This window comes from Nocardia sp. BSTN01 (assembly GCF_015354405.1).
In the GTDB taxonomy this organism is placed as follows: Bacteria; Actinomycetota; Actinomycetes; order Mycobacteriales; family Mycobacteriaceae; genus Nocardia.
Genome location: NZ_JADKYP010000090.1, coordinates 1 through 15,778 on the forward strand (window position 1 = coordinate 1; position 15,778 = coordinate 15,778).

The 15,778-nt window shown below is 68.4% G+C and carries 18 protein-coding genes; 11 read left to right on the plus strand and 7 right to left on the minus strand.

What is annotated here, in order from left to right:
- From IRT45_RS34320 to IRT45_RS34330, 3 genes are all read right to left on the minus strand, one after another.
- The coding region (locus tag IRT45_RS34320) for a hypothetical protein (RefSeq protein ID WP_194809930.1) at window positions 1-519 on the minus strand (519 nt) is incomplete at its 3' end.
- 562 nt (window positions 520-1,081) lie between these two features.
- Entirely contained in the window at window positions 1,082-1,585 is a 504-nt protein-coding gene (locus tag IRT45_RS34325) for a helix-turn-helix domain-containing protein (protein WP_194809931.1), read from the minus strand.
- A gap of 486 nt (window positions 1,586-2,071) precedes the next feature.
- The gene (locus IRT45_RS34330) at window positions 2,072-3,127 is read right to left on the minus strand and encodes a DUF4241 domain-containing protein (RefSeq protein WP_194809932.1); all 1,056 of its coding nucleotides are present in this window, start codon (window positions 3,125-3,127) and stop codon (window positions 2,072-2,074) included.
- A gap of 552 nt (window positions 3,128-3,679) precedes the next feature.
- On the opposite strand from IRT45_RS34330, the gene IRT45_RS34335 reads away from it, so the two are divergent.
- The 4 genes from IRT45_RS34335 to IRT45_RS34350 all read left to right on the plus strand — a co-directional run bounded on the left by IRT45_RS34335 (window position 3,680) and on the right by IRT45_RS34350 (window position 6,505).
- Window positions 3,680-4,309: a TetR/AcrR family transcriptional regulator gene (locus tag IRT45_RS34335; RefSeq protein ID WP_194809933.1), complete on the plus strand. Its 630-nt coding sequence runs from the start codon at window positions 3,680-3,682 to the stop codon at window positions 4,307-4,309.
- Entirely contained in the window at window positions 4,306-5,175 is an 870-nt protein-coding gene (locus tag IRT45_RS34340; protein WP_309241283.1) for a fructosamine kinase family protein, read from the plus strand. The genes IRT45_RS34335 and IRT45_RS34340 overlap by 4 nt, the downstream gene beginning before the upstream one ends.
- A 196-nt stretch (window positions 5,176-5,371) precedes the next feature.
- Window positions 5,372-5,758: a VOC family protein gene (locus IRT45_RS34345; protein ID WP_194809934.1), complete on the plus strand. Its 387-nt coding sequence runs from the start codon at window positions 5,372-5,374 to the stop codon at window positions 5,756-5,758.
- A 255-nt stretch (window positions 5,759-6,013) separates the two neighbouring features.
- A complete protein-coding gene (locus IRT45_RS34350) occupies window positions 6,014-6,505 on the plus strand; it encodes a peptidylprolyl isomerase (RefSeq protein WP_039783114.1) in 492 nt (163 codons plus the stop codon).
- 102 nt (window positions 6,506-6,607) lie between these two features.
- Here the strand turns inward: IRT45_RS34350 and IRT45_RS34355 are convergent, their stop codons facing one another.
- On the minus strand, window positions 6,608-7,327 hold the full coding sequence (locus IRT45_RS34355) for an SDR family oxidoreductase (RefSeq protein WP_194809935.1): 720 nt from the start codon (window positions 7,325-7,327) through the stop codon (window positions 6,608-6,610).
- A 101-nt stretch (window positions 7,328-7,428) separates the two neighbouring features.
- Between IRT45_RS34355 and IRT45_RS34360 the strand changes: the two genes are divergently transcribed.
- Window positions 7,429-8,301, plus strand: coding sequence for a helix-turn-helix domain-containing protein (locus IRT45_RS34360; RefSeq protein WP_194809936.1), 873 nt, complete (start codon window positions 7,429-7,431; stop codon window positions 8,299-8,301).
- Here IRT45_RS34360 and IRT45_RS37915 read toward each other — a convergent pair.
- Both IRT45_RS37915 and IRT45_RS34370 read right to left on the minus strand, forming a co-directional pair.
- Window positions 8,239-8,949: a metal-dependent hydrolase gene (locus IRT45_RS37915; protein ID WP_194809937.1), complete on the minus strand. Its 711-nt coding sequence runs from the start codon at window positions 8,947-8,949 to the stop codon at window positions 8,239-8,241. The two genes, IRT45_RS34360 and IRT45_RS37915, sit on opposite strands and share 63 nt — an antisense overlap.
- Before the next feature lie 42 nt (window positions 8,950-8,991).
- Window positions 8,992-11,262, minus strand: coding sequence for a serine/threonine-protein kinase (locus tag IRT45_RS34370; RefSeq protein ID WP_194809938.1), 2,271 nt, complete (start codon window positions 11,260-11,262; stop codon window positions 8,992-8,994).
- Between the two features lie 384 nt (window positions 11,263-11,646).
- Between IRT45_RS34370 and IRT45_RS34375 the strand changes: the two genes are divergently transcribed.
- The 6 genes from IRT45_RS34375 (at window position 11,647) to IRT45_RS34400 (ending at window position 14,524) form a co-directional block, all read left to right on the plus strand.
- Window positions 11,647-12,393 carry a hypothetical protein gene (locus tag IRT45_RS34375; protein WP_194809939.1) on the plus strand — a complete coding sequence of 249 codons (747 nt, stop codon included), beginning with the start codon at window positions 11,647-11,649 and terminating at the stop codon, window positions 12,391-12,393.
- Between the two features lie 40 nt (window positions 12,394-12,433).
- Window positions 12,434-12,706, plus strand: a complete 273-nt coding sequence (locus IRT45_RS34380) for a hypothetical protein (RefSeq protein WP_030516981.1) — start codon at window positions 12,434-12,436, stop codon at window positions 12,704-12,706.
- On the plus strand, window positions 12,703-13,110 hold the full coding sequence (locus tag IRT45_RS34385) for a hypothetical protein (RefSeq protein ID WP_036508401.1): 408 nt from the start codon (window positions 12,703-12,705) through the stop codon (window positions 13,108-13,110). The genes IRT45_RS34380 and IRT45_RS34385 overlap by 4 nt, the downstream gene beginning before the upstream one ends.
- Window positions 13,111-13,159: 49 nt before the next feature.
- Window positions 13,160-13,702, plus strand: a complete 543-nt coding sequence (locus IRT45_RS34390; RefSeq protein ID WP_194809940.1) for a hypothetical protein — start codon at window positions 13,160-13,162, stop codon at window positions 13,700-13,702.
- 208 nt (window positions 13,703-13,910) lie between these two features.
- On the plus strand, window positions 13,911-14,204 hold the full coding sequence (locus tag IRT45_RS34395; protein ID WP_309241284.1) for a hypothetical protein: 294 nt from the start codon (window positions 13,911-13,913) through the stop codon (window positions 14,202-14,204).
- Window positions 14,201-14,524, plus strand: coding sequence for a CopG family transcriptional regulator (locus IRT45_RS34400; RefSeq protein WP_143860283.1), 324 nt, complete (start codon window positions 14,201-14,203; stop codon window positions 14,522-14,524). The genes IRT45_RS34395 and IRT45_RS34400 overlap by 4 nt, the downstream gene beginning before the upstream one ends.
- Before the next feature lie 10 nt (window positions 14,525-14,534).
- On the opposite strand, the gene IRT45_RS34405 is transcribed toward IRT45_RS34400, so the two are convergent.
- Window positions 14,535-15,778: DNA mismatch repair protein (locus IRT45_RS34405; protein WP_194809941.1), on the minus strand; the 1,244-nt coding region annotated here is incomplete at its 5' end.

Consider the following 15,778-nt stretch of genomic DNA (forward strand, 5'->3'; position numbering starts at 1 on the left):
CACGACACCGAGGGCAGCGCCCGCGATGCAGCCGATGGCCGCGCCGCCGATACCACCGGTCAGCGTGCCGATGGTGGCACCGGTGGAGATCGTGTCCTTCAGGCGGTTGAAGGCGGCGGTCTCACGGTCGTAGGGGGTCTTCCACGGGGCCGAGTCCTCGAAGGGGAGGGCGACGGGCTTGTAGACCGCGTGCTGTACGTCGTACTGCGGGGTCAGGGTGGCGGTGTTGCCGGAGATGTCGGCGGCGATCGGGAACTCGAAGTCGTCGACCCGGAAGCTCAGCGGGGTGCCGGCGAGCACGGTGCCGTTGGCGGCCTTGATCTTCAGCATGCCGTCTTCGTTGACGATCGAGCCGCCGTCGGTCTTGATCACGGCCTTGTCGTTGTCGACGACGCTGGCCTTGTAGTAGACGCTCTCGGGCGCCGCGGGGGCAGCAGGGTCGGCCGTGGCGGTACCGGCCGCGACGCCGACAGCGGCGACCAGCATGGCGGCGGTCGCGGCGAATTTCCTCATCATCATTTCTGCGGAACCTCGAGACGGAGTGGTTCAGGGACGAAGGAATCACAGACGAGGTCAGCTAACAGACAGTGAACTCAAAGACTTCATTTATTCAGACCGCGTTCACCGTGCGTGGACCGCCGTGCGGATGGCGGCTGAAACCCTCAGCGCGAGTGCCGGTTTCTCGCGAGACGCATCAGGGAACGAAACGCGGCCCACCTGCTGTTTGTGGCTGTTATCACAAATTGTCAGTGCTTGAAGCCGAATTCGGACCGCGAAATTTCGTGCCGGGTGCAGCCCCGGATCGGCAGGCTGGATCCGGTGAAGCCTGTGGCGGCGCGGGAGGGTCAGGGCGCGGCCCGGTCCCGCAAGCCCGTCGGCGGGTGGCGCCGCCGGGGACGGGGGTGTTGGAGCGGGCGCAGTGTTGCTGCTGCCCGGGACCATCGACCGAGACATCGTCCGCCGCGTCGAATCCCGATGGGACGCGCCCGGCTGCCGTACCCGTGCAGGCCGCGGGTATGCCCGGTCTGCGCGATAGACCCGGACCGGGGCCGCGCCCTGGTATGGGATCTGCCGCTGATGATCAGCTGTGTCGAGCACCGCTGCCGCCTCGAAAGCGCAGGCGCCGTCGCAGGCGGTGACGCCCCGGTGGTCGCTGTGGACGAGCCCGCTTCGGATGCCGCATCGGCCGCCTGGTGCGCAAACGGCGGGTCAGGGTCCGGTCGATCGCCTTGCGGCGCGGGTCGAACAACGTCAGGTAGATCGCTTCGTGGGAGATCCGCATCGACTCCTCGCCAGGGAACTGCCGCCGCAGCCACCCGGCGATCTGCTCGGGCGACCAACAGGTCGCGAGTTTCTCCTCGACCAGCGCACGAAGCCTCGTATTCCTCACCAGTTTGGCCGGTTTCGGCCGACGTGCTCGCTGATAGGCCCGGTGATCGGCCGCAGCGGCACGATAGTCCGCGCGGCCGCCGTTACGGGCGATCTCCCGCGAGATGGTCGACGGCGAACGCCCCAAGCACACGGCGATCGTCCGCGCCGAGCGGCCCGCGGCGAGGCCACGGGATATCTCTTCCCGTTCGGCCATCGTCAGGTGCTGGCTGCGCCGCTGTGGCGGCGGCCGGCGAACTCCACCGGTCTGAGCGAGAAACCTCCGCACATGCTGCAACGGCAGCTCGAGCGATCGGGCAATCGCGCTGAACGACTCACCAGCCCGCCACCGGCGCCATACCTCGTCCTGACGAGCAGTAGACATCCATAATCACGCACCCAAACCTCCACGCCGACATGATCATCCACGCAGTGATGCAGTGATCCTTTGAGCCCAAGAACGCTTCCCGACAACTCTGAGACGAAGGAAGGGCGTCTGTCACGGAGGTGGACCTGAAATCGACGGCGAGTTCGGCCGCAGAAGCCACACCCCGACGCCAGCGAGTGAGCGCCGCCATCGACAAACCGGTGAGATCTGTGTGAGGTCGCCACACATTTCTTCCGAAACCTGCAGTTCGCCCTTCCGGCGAGTCTCCGAACAGTCCACGCCGGGCGGCGAGACCACTCGATCCGGCGGCGGAAGTCACCAGGTGGCAGTGAGATTCGTCGTCAGCGGGGGATAGAGCTGGAAGTCGAGGACCACGCAGCTCACCTGTCCATCGTCAGTACGCCCGATCCAGACGGGATAGACTCCGTCGGGTCTGTCGGTGCGGACGGCGATCAGGTTCGACTGGGTCTCGGTGCTGGGCTGTTCTGCGACGATATCCTCGTAGACGCGCTCGAGTAGCTCGTCGTCGCCGAATTCATTCTCGATCATGGGGCGGGCCGCGTCGAAGAAGGCCATCATGCCGGTGTCGGAGTCGACCCCGTGAAACTCCCCGTCGCCGAGCATTGCCGGGTCCTGGTCGGGCCGAACACACATCTGCCACACGCTCACAGGAGTGTCGAGCACGCTCACCCGGACGGCGGCCGTGACCGACCCGCGGTAGACGTCGGCGAACCGCCAGACCGCCACGGTGACCGGATACACGCCCGGCGGCATGGTAATCCTCTGCCAGGCCTCCTCGGGTTCGTCGAATGTGAGCGGGTCCATCACGGCCAGCTGCCCGGATGGGACGTGCACCTTGCCCGCGCCGATGAGCTCGACGACAGCCGGTCCTTCCGGAGTGACCCGTGGACCCGTGGTGAACAGCTGCTCGATTTCACCAGCGCGCAACGGTCCCTGCGGCAACTCGACGCCGGGCTCGTTGAAGGTGACCGTGGCGGCCGGCTCATGACCGAACTCGATCAGAAACCGCAGGAACACATGCCAGTCGCCGAAGTCGGGTGCCGGGATCAACAGATCGTCGATCGGCGCCGAGGACAACTCCGCCGGCGCATCCGGGCTGGGGCGAGCCAGATCGGATCCGTTGAGCCAGGTTCTGGTCTCGATCAATCCATCAACCGAGATCTCCGATACCTCGAGGCGATCCCACGCCCGGGCGAAGTACTGCTGCTCGCTCGAGCACTGCCGCCGGACGATGGCGTCGATCCGAAGTAACCCTGTCGAGTAGGTCGTCAGGTGGACCCTGTGCGTTTGAAATGAGCGTTCGTCGAACAGATGCACCTGCCAGGTCCACGCTTCCTGATACTTATGCATGAACTCGACCGTCGCCAATGGGCGCTGCTCTGCAGTCAACAACACCGCATAGTATTCGGCATCGGCATGACAGCGTGCGGCAACCGCCCGTGAGATCGGCTGTGGATGAGTTGTGCCGAAGGATCGACACCATGTCCGCCCGTAGGACACATCGAGACTGTCGAAAATCACCGGACCTGCTCCCTATACGACAACAGCCTCGACCGTAGCGAGCTATCGCCTGCCAATCTTTCCATCAGTGGGGACAGCGAGGCCGCACCGCGCGACCGTCCCCGACCAAGCAACATGGCTGCCAGTGACCTAGATAGCGTGCTTTTTCAGCCCTCCCATCCCGCCAGTCACGTCCTTCGGTTCCGACCGCAGGCCCCGCCGTGCCGGCAGGCGCGCAATCCCAAACCCCGTGTAGTCCGCACGTCGCGCCCGCTGTGATCGCGATCGGACCGGGCAGGGGCAAATCCAGGCGTCGCCGGACCGAGTTACGGCCGGGTGGCCTGCACTGCCTGGTGACTCGAGCGACAATGTGCCCATGGCCGTCCTCGACGAACCCACGACATGGCGTCGCTGACCCGCCCCGGCTCGCGGTCTCGTGAGCGCGACGAACGGCGCGACGCGGTGGAGCGGCGGGTGCTCGCGGCCGTGGACCGGCTGCTGGATACGGGTGTCACCTACACCGAGCTGCCGGTGGCCCGAATCGCCGCCGAGGCCGATATCGCCCGCTCCACCTTCTATCGCTACTTTCCCGACAAGAGTCAACTGTTGATCCGGATGGCCGCCCTCGCGACCGACGATCAATTTCGCACGGCCGAACTGTGGTGGGCCGCGGATCACCTCGACGGCGAGGCCGGGGTGGTCACCGCGATGCGTCTGATGATCGCGGGAACCCGGGCCCACCATCGCGTGCTGCGCGCGCTCACCGAGGTGGCGGGCTATGACCGCGACGTGGGCCGCTACTGGCAGGAGCGGGTGCAGCGCTTCACCGAACTCGTCCGCCTGCGGCTGGATCGCGAGCGCGCGGACGGCCGGATTCCCGCCGATTTGGAGGTCGAGGCCACTGCCATCGCCCTGACCTGCATGGTCGAGCGTGCCATCGACTTCACCTTCGGAGCCGGACATCCGGTGGACGACGAACAGCTGGCCCGAGCGCTGGGGCGCGCGATCTGGCAGACGGTCTACGCCTCGTGAGCGACCTCGCGGCGCACCTGGAGCCGTTGCTGGGCATGCCGGTGGTCGCCGAGCACACCGTCGGCCACGGGCACGCCTGGACCCTGTATCGCGTGCGGCTCGCCGACGGACGCGATGCCTTCGTGAAAAGCGCTGTGGGCGAACCGGGTTCGACTGCGGACCACGCCTTGACCGCCGAGGCCGCGGGACTGCGCTGGCTGCGCGAGGCCGACGCCGCCGATCTGATCCCACAGGTCCTGGGCGCCGACGACCGCACCCTGATCTTGCCGTGGTTGAACTCGGTGGCGCCCAGCCGCGAGGCCGCGGAACGGTTCGGTGCAGCGCTTGCCGACCTGCACACCCACACCGTCGACCGGTACGGCGCCCCGTGGACAGGTTGTATCGCCACCGTGCCGCAGGACAACGCGATGGTCGCGGGGGAGTGGGGGCCCTGGTATGCGCGGTATCGACTGCGGCCGCTGGTGCCGGCCGCCGCATCGGTGCTGGGCGGCAACGGTATTCGGCTCATCGAGCGGGTGATCGACGAGATCGGCGCACTTGCCGGACCGCCGGAACCGCCGTGCCGTATTCACGGCGACCTGTGGGCGGGCAACGTGCTCTGGACCGTGCGCGGGGTCATGCTCATCGATCCGGCCGCCCACGGGGGGCATCGCGAGACTGACCTGGCCATGTTGCGGCTGTTCGGTGCTCCGCATCTCGACCGCATCCTGGAGGCGTACCGGGAGCGCTTCCCCCTCGCGCCCGGCGCGGAACAGCGGATCGCGCTGCATCAGCTGTATTCGTTGCTGGTGCATGTCGTGCTGTTCGGCGGGGGATACCGGGAACAAGCCATCGCTGCCGCGAAAGAGGCGTTGTCCGCCGGGTGAAAGTGACCGGGCGGCAGACTGTTTCCTGATCGGGACCGAAGTGGTCGGCCAAATGCCGAGCGAAAGCCGCAAGCAGTCGACATACCGGTATGGACGTATGCGCATCTAAACATGTCAGACCATCATGTCGCCGCGGGGCCACCGACCAACTCGGCGGGAACGAACACCGCCATGACGGAGTGGCTACGGTCGGGCGATGGAGTTGCGGAGGATTCACCACGCGGCGATCATCGCATCGGACTATCAGCGGTCGAAAACGTTCTATACCGAGGTACTCGGCCTGCGGGTGGTAGCGGAGCACTACCGGGCCGAACGTCGTTCGTGGAAGCTGGATCTCGCCCTACCGGACGGTGCCCAACTGGAGGTCTTCTCGTTCCCGGATCCGCCGGCGCGGCCGTCGCGGCCCGAGGCGTGCGGGTTACGTCATCTCGCCTTCGCCGTCGAAGACGTCGCCGCGGGCCTGGCGGAGCTGCGGGGGAGGGGAGTGGTCGTGGAGGAGGTCCGGGTCGACGAATTCACCGGTCGCCGTTTCGGTTTCTTCTTCGACCCGGACGACTTGCCGCTGGAGTTGTACGAGGCCTGAGTCCGTTCCGGCCGTTCCCGCAGCCGGAGGCGCCGGCGCTCCAGGCGATGTCGGGCGGCATTCCGGTGATGGGCACCGAAAACAATATGTGATGGAGATATGCGCATCTAACTATGTATCACCGCTATTGCGCGCCGCAGATTTTCCAGCTCAACCACCGAAAACAAAAAACAGCACACGACGAACAAGGTCGCTTCGTGTGTCCGAGATGAGGGGTTGTCGGCCGGGTGGGGGCGGCTGCCATACGATGACCGGATGACCACAGTGTTGCTCAACACATCAGCCGGGGACATCACCCTCGAATTGGACGAGACGAAGGCGCCGCAGACGGTCGCGAACTTCGTGGACTACGTCAAGTCCGGCCACTACGACGGGACGATCTTCCACCGTGTGATTCCGGGTTTCATGGTGCAGGGCGGCGGTCTGACCGCCGATATGCAGCAGAAGCCGGCGCCCAACCGGGTGCAGAACGAGGCCAAGAACGGGCTGCGCAACGACAAGTACACCGTCGCGATGGCGCGTACGGCGGATCCGCATTCGGCCAGTGCTCAGTTCTTCATCAACACGGCCAACAACGACTTCCTGAACTACCCGGGTCAGGACGGCTGGGGTTACGCGGTCTTCGGTCGGGTCGTCGACGGTAACGCGGTCGTGGATTCGATCGAGGGTGTCCGCACGGGCTCCAAGGCCGGGCATCAGGATGTGCCGGTGGAGCCGATCACGATCGTCTCGGCTCAGCTGGCCTGACCGGCAGGGCGCGCGCCCCGCATATCCGTCGATTCAGCACCGCAGTGGTGGCGGTGCCGATGACGGGTGGTGCGGGGCGCCGCCATGTGCGGGGGCCGTTCGTCACACCAGGCGGTGTCCGCCTTCGACGTGGAGGACTTCGCCGGTCAGGAAGTCGTTGTCGAGGACGGCGTGGAAGGCGGCCGCGATATCGGCGGGACGGCCGATGCGGCCGGCGGGCAGTCGGGCGGCCATCGCGGTGAGGCGGGCGTGTTTGTCGGGGCCGGCGAAGTCGTCCCAGATCGGGGTGTCGACCCAGCCGGGCGAGACGGCGTTGACCCGGATCGGCGCCAACTCGAGGGCGAGCGCTCGGACCAGGCCCTCGAGAGCGGCGTTGGCGGTGGCGACGACCGAGCCGCCGGGGGCGGGGCGGTAGGCCGCGATTCCGGAGGTGACGGTGAGGGAGTTGCGGACCCGGTCTGCCGCGTATTTGGCGACCAGCCACGGCCCGAGCACCTTGATGTCGAGGACCGTGCGAGCGTCGCGTGCGGGGAGTTCGGTGAGCGGGCCGTAGCCGTGGCGCATGTCGGCGGCGGTGACGACGACGTGGTCGATGGCGCCGATGGTGTCGAAAAGTGCGGCGATGGAGGCTTCTTCGGCGATGTCGACGCGCTGTGAGTTGATCTGATCGGGATATCCGAGCTGTGCTGTCGCGGCGGTCAGGCGGTCGGTGTCGCGGGCGGCGATGGTGACTCGATGGCCGGCGGGCAGGAGTCGTCGGGCCAGGGCGAGGCCCATGCCGGAGCTGCCGCCGATGATGAGGGTGTGGGTGGTGTCGGTCATGGGTCCACGGTGCGGCGCGGCGAGGGCGGCGGGGAGACCGGCTGTGGCCTGGTCCCGGCGGGGCTACCCCGGCGTGGCTGGGAAGCGGGCACACTGGATGAGTGAATGATCGTCGGGCCCTGGGAGATTTCCTGCGTGCGCGCCGCGCGCGGGTGCAGCCGTCGCAGGTGGGTCTGCCGCCGGGAACGCGGCGGCGGCAGACGGCGGGTCTGCGTCGCGAGGAGGTGGCGGCGCTGGCGGGTCTGAGCGTGGACTATTACATCCGGCTCGAACAGGGCCGTGACCGCAATCCGAGCCCGGAGGTGCTGGCGGCGCTGGCGTCGGCGTTGCTGCTGAATTCCGACGAGGCGGCGCATCTGCATCGGGTGGCGCGGCTGGCGGGGGCACGGTCGGCCGCCGCGGCGGCGCCGGTGGAGCCGGCGGGGCGGGGGATGGTGTTGCTGCTCGAATCGGTGCGGCCCACACCGGCTTTCGTGCTCGATCAGGTGAGCAATCTGCTGGCGGCCAATCCGGAGGGGTTGCGGCTGCTGTGGGGGATCGAGGAGTGGGAGCCGGTGCGACGCAATCTGATCCGGTATGTGTTCACGCATCCGGCGGCGCGGACGGTGTTCGAGGATTGGACGGGGATGGCGCGCGACTGTGTGGCGCATCTGCGGGTGGTGCAGGGGGCGGGGTCGCATCCGGTGGAGCTGGCCGCGCTGACGGATGAATTGTGCGCGGCGACGGTGGATTTCGAGGCGCTGTGGGCGCATTACGATGTGCGGGCCAAGCGCGGTACGCGGCGGATGTTCCGGCATCCGGCGGTGGGCCGGATGGAGTTGACGTCGGAGATTCTGACCGCGGCGGACGGGCAGCGGTTCGTCGCGTTCCAGGCCGAGCCGGGCAGCCCGGACCGCGACGCGGTGACGCTGTTAGGGCTGGTGGGTGATGACGTACCAGAGCGCGGCGAGGGTGCCGAGCACGAACAGTGGTGAGATCACCCAGGTTTCGACCTTGTTGCCGGTGCGGTCGATGATCGGGATCCGGGTGCGGATGTCCAGTGGCCAGAACAGCCGGCAGCCGCGGTCGGTGAGGCAGTCGCCGAGTAGGTGGGCGAGGGCGCCGAGGCCGACGGAGAACGGCAGCCAGGCGGGTTTGTCGGAGATCCACTGGTCCATGGCGAAGGTGCCGGCGACGGCGAGTACCGCGATGGTGGCGTAGGAGCGCAGTCCTTCGCCGGGCGGGCAGAGGTTCAGCGCGCGTACGGCGAGGGCGAGCAGGAAGAAGACCAGGCCGAGGGTGAACCAGCGGCCGATCCAGTGTTCGCCGGCCCAGGTGCCGTAGGCGACGGCCGCGACGAAGGCCAGCGAGTGGGTGGCGTGGCGGTGGCCGCCGGAGACGGTGGAGATGATCTTGCAGGCGGTGTGCGTGATCGGTCCGAGCGCATGCGAGATGGTGCCGCTGGGGTGGTCGGCGTCGGGCAGCAGGGCGGCGCCGGCGGTGAGGAAGGTTCCCATGAGCAGGTCGACGGTGCCGAGGTGGCCGATCTGCGCGGCGGGGAAGGTGAGAATCGAAAGTGGTAGCGCGGCAGCGGCTCCCGCCCACGCGAGCGCACCACTGGTCGCATGTGAATGTCCTAGCACCGCCTCGAGATTAGCCGATCTTGGTCGGGTGACCGCAGCCGGTCAGGAGTGGGGGTGGGGGTCGAGGATGCGGTCGAGGGCGTTGAGGTCGGATTCGAGTAGGTAGAAGGTGCGCAGGGTGATGAGGAAGGCGAAAAGTCCTCCGACACAGAGGCCGACGATGGGGCCGATGACGGTCTGTTGCTGCTCGGGGGTGAGGAAGACCAGTCCGGCGGGGACGCCGATGAGCGGGACGCAGGCGGCGACGCCGAGGTAGATGCGGCTGCGGTGCACCATGCGTCGGAGCATGGCGGCATCGGCGGGGGTGGTGGCGCCGGCGGCGACCAGACCCGGGTAGTACCAGCGCAGGACGAAGTAGGTGACGGGGAAGTAGGTGTAGACGACGGCGACGCAGGCGGCGACGAGATTGCAGGCGATGAGGCTGGTGGTGATGCCGGGGGATACGTCGCCGAGGGTGTGCAGTTTGACGAGGAAGACCCCGAGTGCGGCAAGCCATCCCGCGAAGGTGGCCACGGCGATGCGGTCGCCGCAGGCGAGGGTGTCGGCGCGGGCGCGGGCGAGGGTGTCGGCGTCGAATTGTCTGCCGCGGCGTAATCCGTTGGGTATCACGAACACCGAGCGGCACCAGTACATGAGGGCGGCGATGGCGATCGGGTAGGCGATGGCGATGATGACGATGCCGAGGCGCACCATCTGGTGGGCGGCGTCGGGGCCGAGGGCGTCGCGGATGAGTCGCAGGTTGTGGGAGCCGAGGTAGAGCCCGGCGAGCAGGTGGCCGAGCAGGCTGGAGAGGGTGACCACGGGCATGGGGCGCATGCGCAGGCGGGCGCGCAGGCTGTGGGTGGGCGGGTCGACGAGGTCGCGGGCGGCGCGGTCCTGGCTGAGGTCGAGTTGCTGGGCGAGGTCGGCGCCGGTGGCGTAGCGGTCGGCGGGGTCGGGTGACAGGCAGGTGAGCAGGGCGTGGCGCAGCAGGGCGGGAGTGTCGGGCGGGAGGTCGGCTTCGAAGCGGGCGGCGACGGGTGTGCGGCGCCGGTCGATCATGGCTTGCAGGGATTCTTCGGTTTCGCCGGCGTCGTGGCCGTCGTCGAAGGGGAGGCGGCCGGTGAGCAGTTCCCACAGTACGACGGCGAGGGCGTAGAGGTCGGTGCGGGTATCCAGATCCGCAGCGGTCGTGTCCAATTCGGGGTGGCAGGCCTCGAGTTGTTCGGGGGCCATGTAGGGCAGGGAGCCGCCGAAGTAGGCGACGGGGTTGGCGCCGGGCAGATGGCGGCTGAAGCTGATGTTGAAGTCGGCGAGTTTGGGTTGGCCGTCGGCGGTGAGCAGCACGTTGGCGGGTTTGAGGTCGCGGTGCAGGATGCCGCGGCGGTTGGCGTAGTCGAGGGCGGCGGCGAGGCGGCTGCCGAGCCAGGCGACGGTTTCGGGCCAGCTGAGCCGGGCGAGTTCGGTGCGGGTGGGTGAGGGCTGGGGTTCGAGGACGCCGCCGGTGGTGGTGGCGGCGTCGATGGCTTCGAGCAGGAGTTGCCCGTTGCGCTGGGCGGGTGGGGTGCGGCGCAGCATGCGCAGGACGCCGAGCAGGGTGCCGCCGGGCACGTACTGCATGTACATGAGTTTGAGGCGCTGGTCGGTGATCTGGCGTTGGTCGAAGACCCGCACGATGTGGTCGTGGTCGAGTTGGGCCAGGGTTTGTGGTTCGCTGCCGCGGTCGTGGGAGATCTTGACGGCGACGAGGCGTCCCATGGAGCGTTGGCGGGCGAGGAAGACGCGGGCGAAGGCGCCTTGGCCGAGGGGTAGCAGCAGGTCGAAGTCGTCGACGGTGGCGCCGGGGTTGATGGTGTCGAGTGCGTCGAGGGCGGTGGGGTCGGCGAGCATGGTGGTGCGCAGTCCGGGTGCCGAGGGGGATAGGTCCTCGAATCCTTCGGTGATGCGGGCCATCTGGATGGGGTAGTCCTGTTCGTATTCGCCGAGGTCGACGGCGTGGTGGTCGCGGCGGCTGCGGGCGTTGATCTCTTCGTAGACGAGGTCGGGTGGCAGGGGTGCGGCGGCGAGTTCGGGGAATTGTTCGCGGTAGTCGGCCAGGCGCGGTGCGTCGGTGTCGCGTTGCCAGCGTTCGTGCAGGTCGACCTTGATGAGTTCGATGAGCGCGGAGCGGCGCAGCGCGGGTTCGGCGGGCAGGTGGGCCGACAGATCGGGCGGTTCGCCGGAGGTTTGCCACTGCTGGGCGAAGCGGGCGACGAGCGACGTCAGCGCGGTCTGCGTGGCGGTGGCGCGGTCGGCACCGGGGTCGGGTGCGGTCGCGCCGAGGTTGTCGGTCATCCCTCGCTCGCTTCGAAATCGGTGGTACCCGGGCCCGGACCCGAGAATAGGTGAATCCTCCCATGAATTCCGGGGAACGTGCCGATGCCGTTACGTTATACGGGATTTCGTGCGTACCGTGCGGTGCTGGGAAGCCGGTCGCCGGCGGCGGCGGAATCTCGCGAGCGTCGGGCCGGTGGGTTGGGCGGCCGGGGCGGTGGCGAGGCCGTCTCGCGGGCGGGCGGGTTGCGGCGGTGTGGTGCTGGATTAGCTCGGGGGTTGTTCGCGGGGGCGGTGGATTGCCGCCGGGAGCTGGCATTAGTGGATTGAAGCGAGATAGGCTCCGGGGGATTGTCGAAGAAGCCGAGCGGCCGGATCGGTCGCTCTCGTCGAAAGGGGTCCGCCGTGTCGGTGCCGGCCGCGGTGAAATCCGAGATCCAGACCATCGGGGGCGCGTTCATGTTCTCCCGCGAGGCCAAGGCCTTCGGTGCCACCACCGGCGTGGACGGCTTCATCGGACCCTATACGCGCGGGCGTGGCGGGGTGCTCGGCGAGGTGGACGCCGATGTGGTGACCGCGGCGTTCGGGTTCTTCGAGCCGGAAACCGTTCGGGCAGCATGGAATTCGGTGGCGATGCCGCCGGCGGAGGCGGCGGCGGGCTATCTCGCGGCGTGCCAGGGTTTCGGCCGCCGCAAACTCGCCGGATTCGACGGCTCGGACCGGCTGGCCGAATTGCTGCAGGTGGTGACCGATACCGCCGATGTCGCGGGGGTGAGCCTGTTCGCGGGCTGGCGGGCGTTGCCGCTCGCCGAGGATGCCGCGGGCCGGGTGCTGCAGTTGATCCATTGTCTGCGTGAGCTGCGTGGTGGCCTGCATCTGATGGCGGTGCGGGCGACGGGGTTGTCGCCGTTCGAGGCGGTGCTGATCGGCGGTTCGCCGCGGACCGACGGGCCCACGCAGGCGCGGCTGTTCGGGTGGGGTGAGCGCGTGGATGCCATCGAGGTGAGCGCCGCGATGCGGGAGCGCTGGGCTGCGGCCGAGGCGCTGACCGACGAGTTGATCGCCCCGGCTTTCGCGGCGCTGGACGAGACCGCGGGCAAGGAGCTGATCGAGCTGCTGCGGCAGGCCCATGCCACGGTCTTCGGCCGGTAGTCGCTGCCGTCCGGCCGCCATACTGACGTACCCTGTTGGTATGGCGGAGACGAAGAAGGTGACGATCTCGGTGCCGAAGGATGATGTATCGACCCTGGAGCGCTGGAAGGCGTCGGGGCGGATCGACAATCTGTCCGCCTATGTGTCGGCCGCGCTGCGGGATCGGATGGATCGCGATATCTCGCTGGATGCCATCGAGTCCAGTTTCGGTGGCGTGCCGCCGCTCGAGTTGGTGAATCAGGCCCGGCGGGTGCAGGGCCTGCCGCCACTGTCGGCGGAGGATCTGGATCGGCGAAGCGCCGGCGCCGCGTGAGCCCGGCCGCACTGGGCGGCGTGGTGTTCGACACCGCCGCCGTGGTGGGCTGGACGCGGCGGCTGCCGTACGTGCACGCGGTGGCGTGGGCGACGGCCGAAGCCGGCCACACCATCGTGGTGCCCGCGGCGGTGGCGGCGGCGGGGCAGGCGCTGATCCGGCCGGATCGGCTCGATATTCTCGCGGTGTTGCTCGAGCTGCCGCATACCGTGGTGACCGGATTGGACACCGGCGCGGCGTCTCGGGTCGCGGCGCTTTTGGCCGGGCGCTCGGATGCCGATGGTCTGGTGGCGGCCGGACACGCCGCCAGTGAGGCGGTCTCTCGCAATTGGCCGTGTTTGACCGCTCGGCCGGATATGTTGCGACGCATCGACCATCAGGTGCTGGTCGATCCGCTGCCCTGACCGACCGCGGCCGCGGCTGCCGTGCGACGACGAGGAGAGGACCGCGACCATGTCAACGGCCCTGAGCCCCCGGATTTCCCGGCTGCGCCAGCTGATCGACCATCCCGCCACCGGCGCGGCCGAACGCGATGCCGCCCAGCGCATGCTCGACCGCATCCTGGCCAAGCATCCGCAGGCGGTGGGGCCGCGCGGTGATCGTGACTACGGTCCCCGCTATCACCGGGTGGGCCGGCATGCCACGTTGGCGAGCATCGCCGAGATGATCAGTCAGGACATCGCTTTCGCCAAGATTTTCAGCATGCCGCAGCATCGTGCGGAGCTGGCCGAACGGTCGCCGATCCGCGATGCTCCCATCGAGATCTCCTATTCGGTCGCGACGCCGTACGTCGGCAAGATCATCGTCACCATCGAGGGTGTGCCGCGGGAGTGGGGCTGGGTCAGCGACTGCGGTATCGACAATCCCAGCCCGGCGCTGCAGGAGCTGGTCGACGAGCTGGCCGAGATCATGAACGCCTACAACCACGACGGCAGCGATATCGGCAAACGCTTCTTTGCCTGTGTGCGGGTACCCGAGCGGACCTTGATCTGGTGACCCGTTAGCCCGTTGTCCGCCCGGGGGAGGGCGCGAAAGGCTGCTGGATCTGTCGAATGACACGGTCACCACCTTCGGGCTGGCGGAGATCGCGGCGGCGGTCGAGCATGCCGCGGCCCATCCGGCGGCGTTCGATCGCACGGTGGTGCTGCCGCAGCGGCGGTCACCACTGCCGGAGTAGGTAATACGCGGGTATTATGGTGGCTGCGTGGAGTACGCATGGTGGATCGGAATCCACTCGTTCCTGGCTCGTGCCGAGGTGGCGCCCTGGGAGGTGATGGAGGTGCTGTATTCGTCGCGGCGCTGGCCGCGCCCGGCCTGCACCCCGGAAGGGCTGCCCGTCACCACCGTCTGGGGCCGCACCGATGCGGGACGTCCGCTGGTGGTGATGCTGCGGATGCGGCCGTCGCCGGAGTCGGCCGGCACCTGGGAGATCGTGATGGCCGCGCAGATGCGCCCGCAGCAGCTCGAGGAATACACCGCATGGGAGGCGAACCGATGACCGACAAGCACATCTTCGAACCGAAGCCCGGCGCCGACCCGCAGGCGGTCGTGGACGCCCTGGTATTCGACGACACCGCCGCCGCGCCCGCACTGCCGCCGACCGGCGAGGAGATCGAACGCGGCATGGTCACCACCTCGCTGAAACTGCCGAAGGATCTGCGCGACCGGATCCGGGAGGCGGCCGCCGAACACTGCATCACCCCGTCGATGCTGATTCGCCAGTACATCGAGATGGGGTTGCTCGCCGAACAACCCGGCCGCATGATCCCGCTGTCGGATGCGATCCGGGTGCTGAGCAGTCTGCGTCCCTCCGCCTGAGGCACGGCCGTCAGCCGAGTTCGGTGGCGGTCCACAGGTCGTAGCCGTGACCGCCGGGCTCGGGCGGGCCGGGCACGATGCGGTGGGTGCGGGTGCCGTCGGCGCGGCGTTCGGCGCGCAGGAACAGATCGCCCGGGTGCGCGTCGGCGTGGCGGGTGCGGGCGTAGTCGTGGAGGTGGGTGACGAACACGACCTTCACTCCCGCCTCGGTGAGCGCGCGCAGCAGCGGCCCGGCGATACGGCCGGCGTCGCGTTCGCCGGTGGAGGCGAACGCCTCGTTGCACAACAACATCCCGTGCGGCCCGATCCGGTCGACCACCGCGTTCATCCGGACCAGTTCGTCGGCGAGTTTGCCGTAGGACAGGGTGTGGTCCTCGTCGCCGACGACGTGGGTGAACACCCCGTCGCGGACGTCGGCGGCGAATTCCTCGGCGAGGACGAACATTCCGGCCTGCATCATCAGCTGCGCGGCGCCGATGCTGCGCAGGAACGTGGATTTGCCGCCGTTGTTGGCGCCGGTGACGATCAGCAGCGATCGCCCGTCGGCGGCGAGGTCGCTACCCGCGACGGTCGCGGGGGCGGGACCCAGGGCCAGGGTGATGTCACGCAGCCCGCGGCAGTGCAGCCGCGTCGTGCCGGACGGGTGGGGGCGCGGCAGGCAGTAGGGGATCGCGGTGCGGTCGAGGTGGTCTCGCAGGATCAGGCAGCCGAGGTAGAAGGCGGTTTCGTCGCGGAGGCGCAGGAAGAAGGCGTGTAACTCGTCGGCGGCTGCGGCGACCACGTCCGCGAGTTCGGCCAGCGCGTGATCCTTCAGCTGCATCACCGGATCGGAGGTGGCGTCGCCGTCGGCGATCGCGTCGAAAACGCTTGCGCCGCGCGACGTTCCGAATCGTGTCCGGCGTGCGGGTGGTGGCCGGTGGACCACGACATCGGTGATCTTGTTGGCGGTGCCCAGGCCCGCGTCGAACTCGACGCCGTGGTCGAAGCGCAGCACGCTCAGCTCGTCGCGCACCGCCTGCAGGTAGGTGTCGTCGAACTGTGTCGTGGTCGCGATCAGGTCGGTCCAGCCCGTGGCGGTGACGCGGTCGCCGTCGCGTTCGAGCAGGGTGCGCAGCCCGCGCAGCAGCTCGAGCTGTTCGGTGAACGGTGGCAGCGCGAGCACCAGCGTGCCGTTGGCTCGCCGCCCGGCGGTGGATGTCCAGCGCCGCACCGAGGTCGCGGCGGCGGCGAGGTCGTGGACGGCGCGTACTAGGG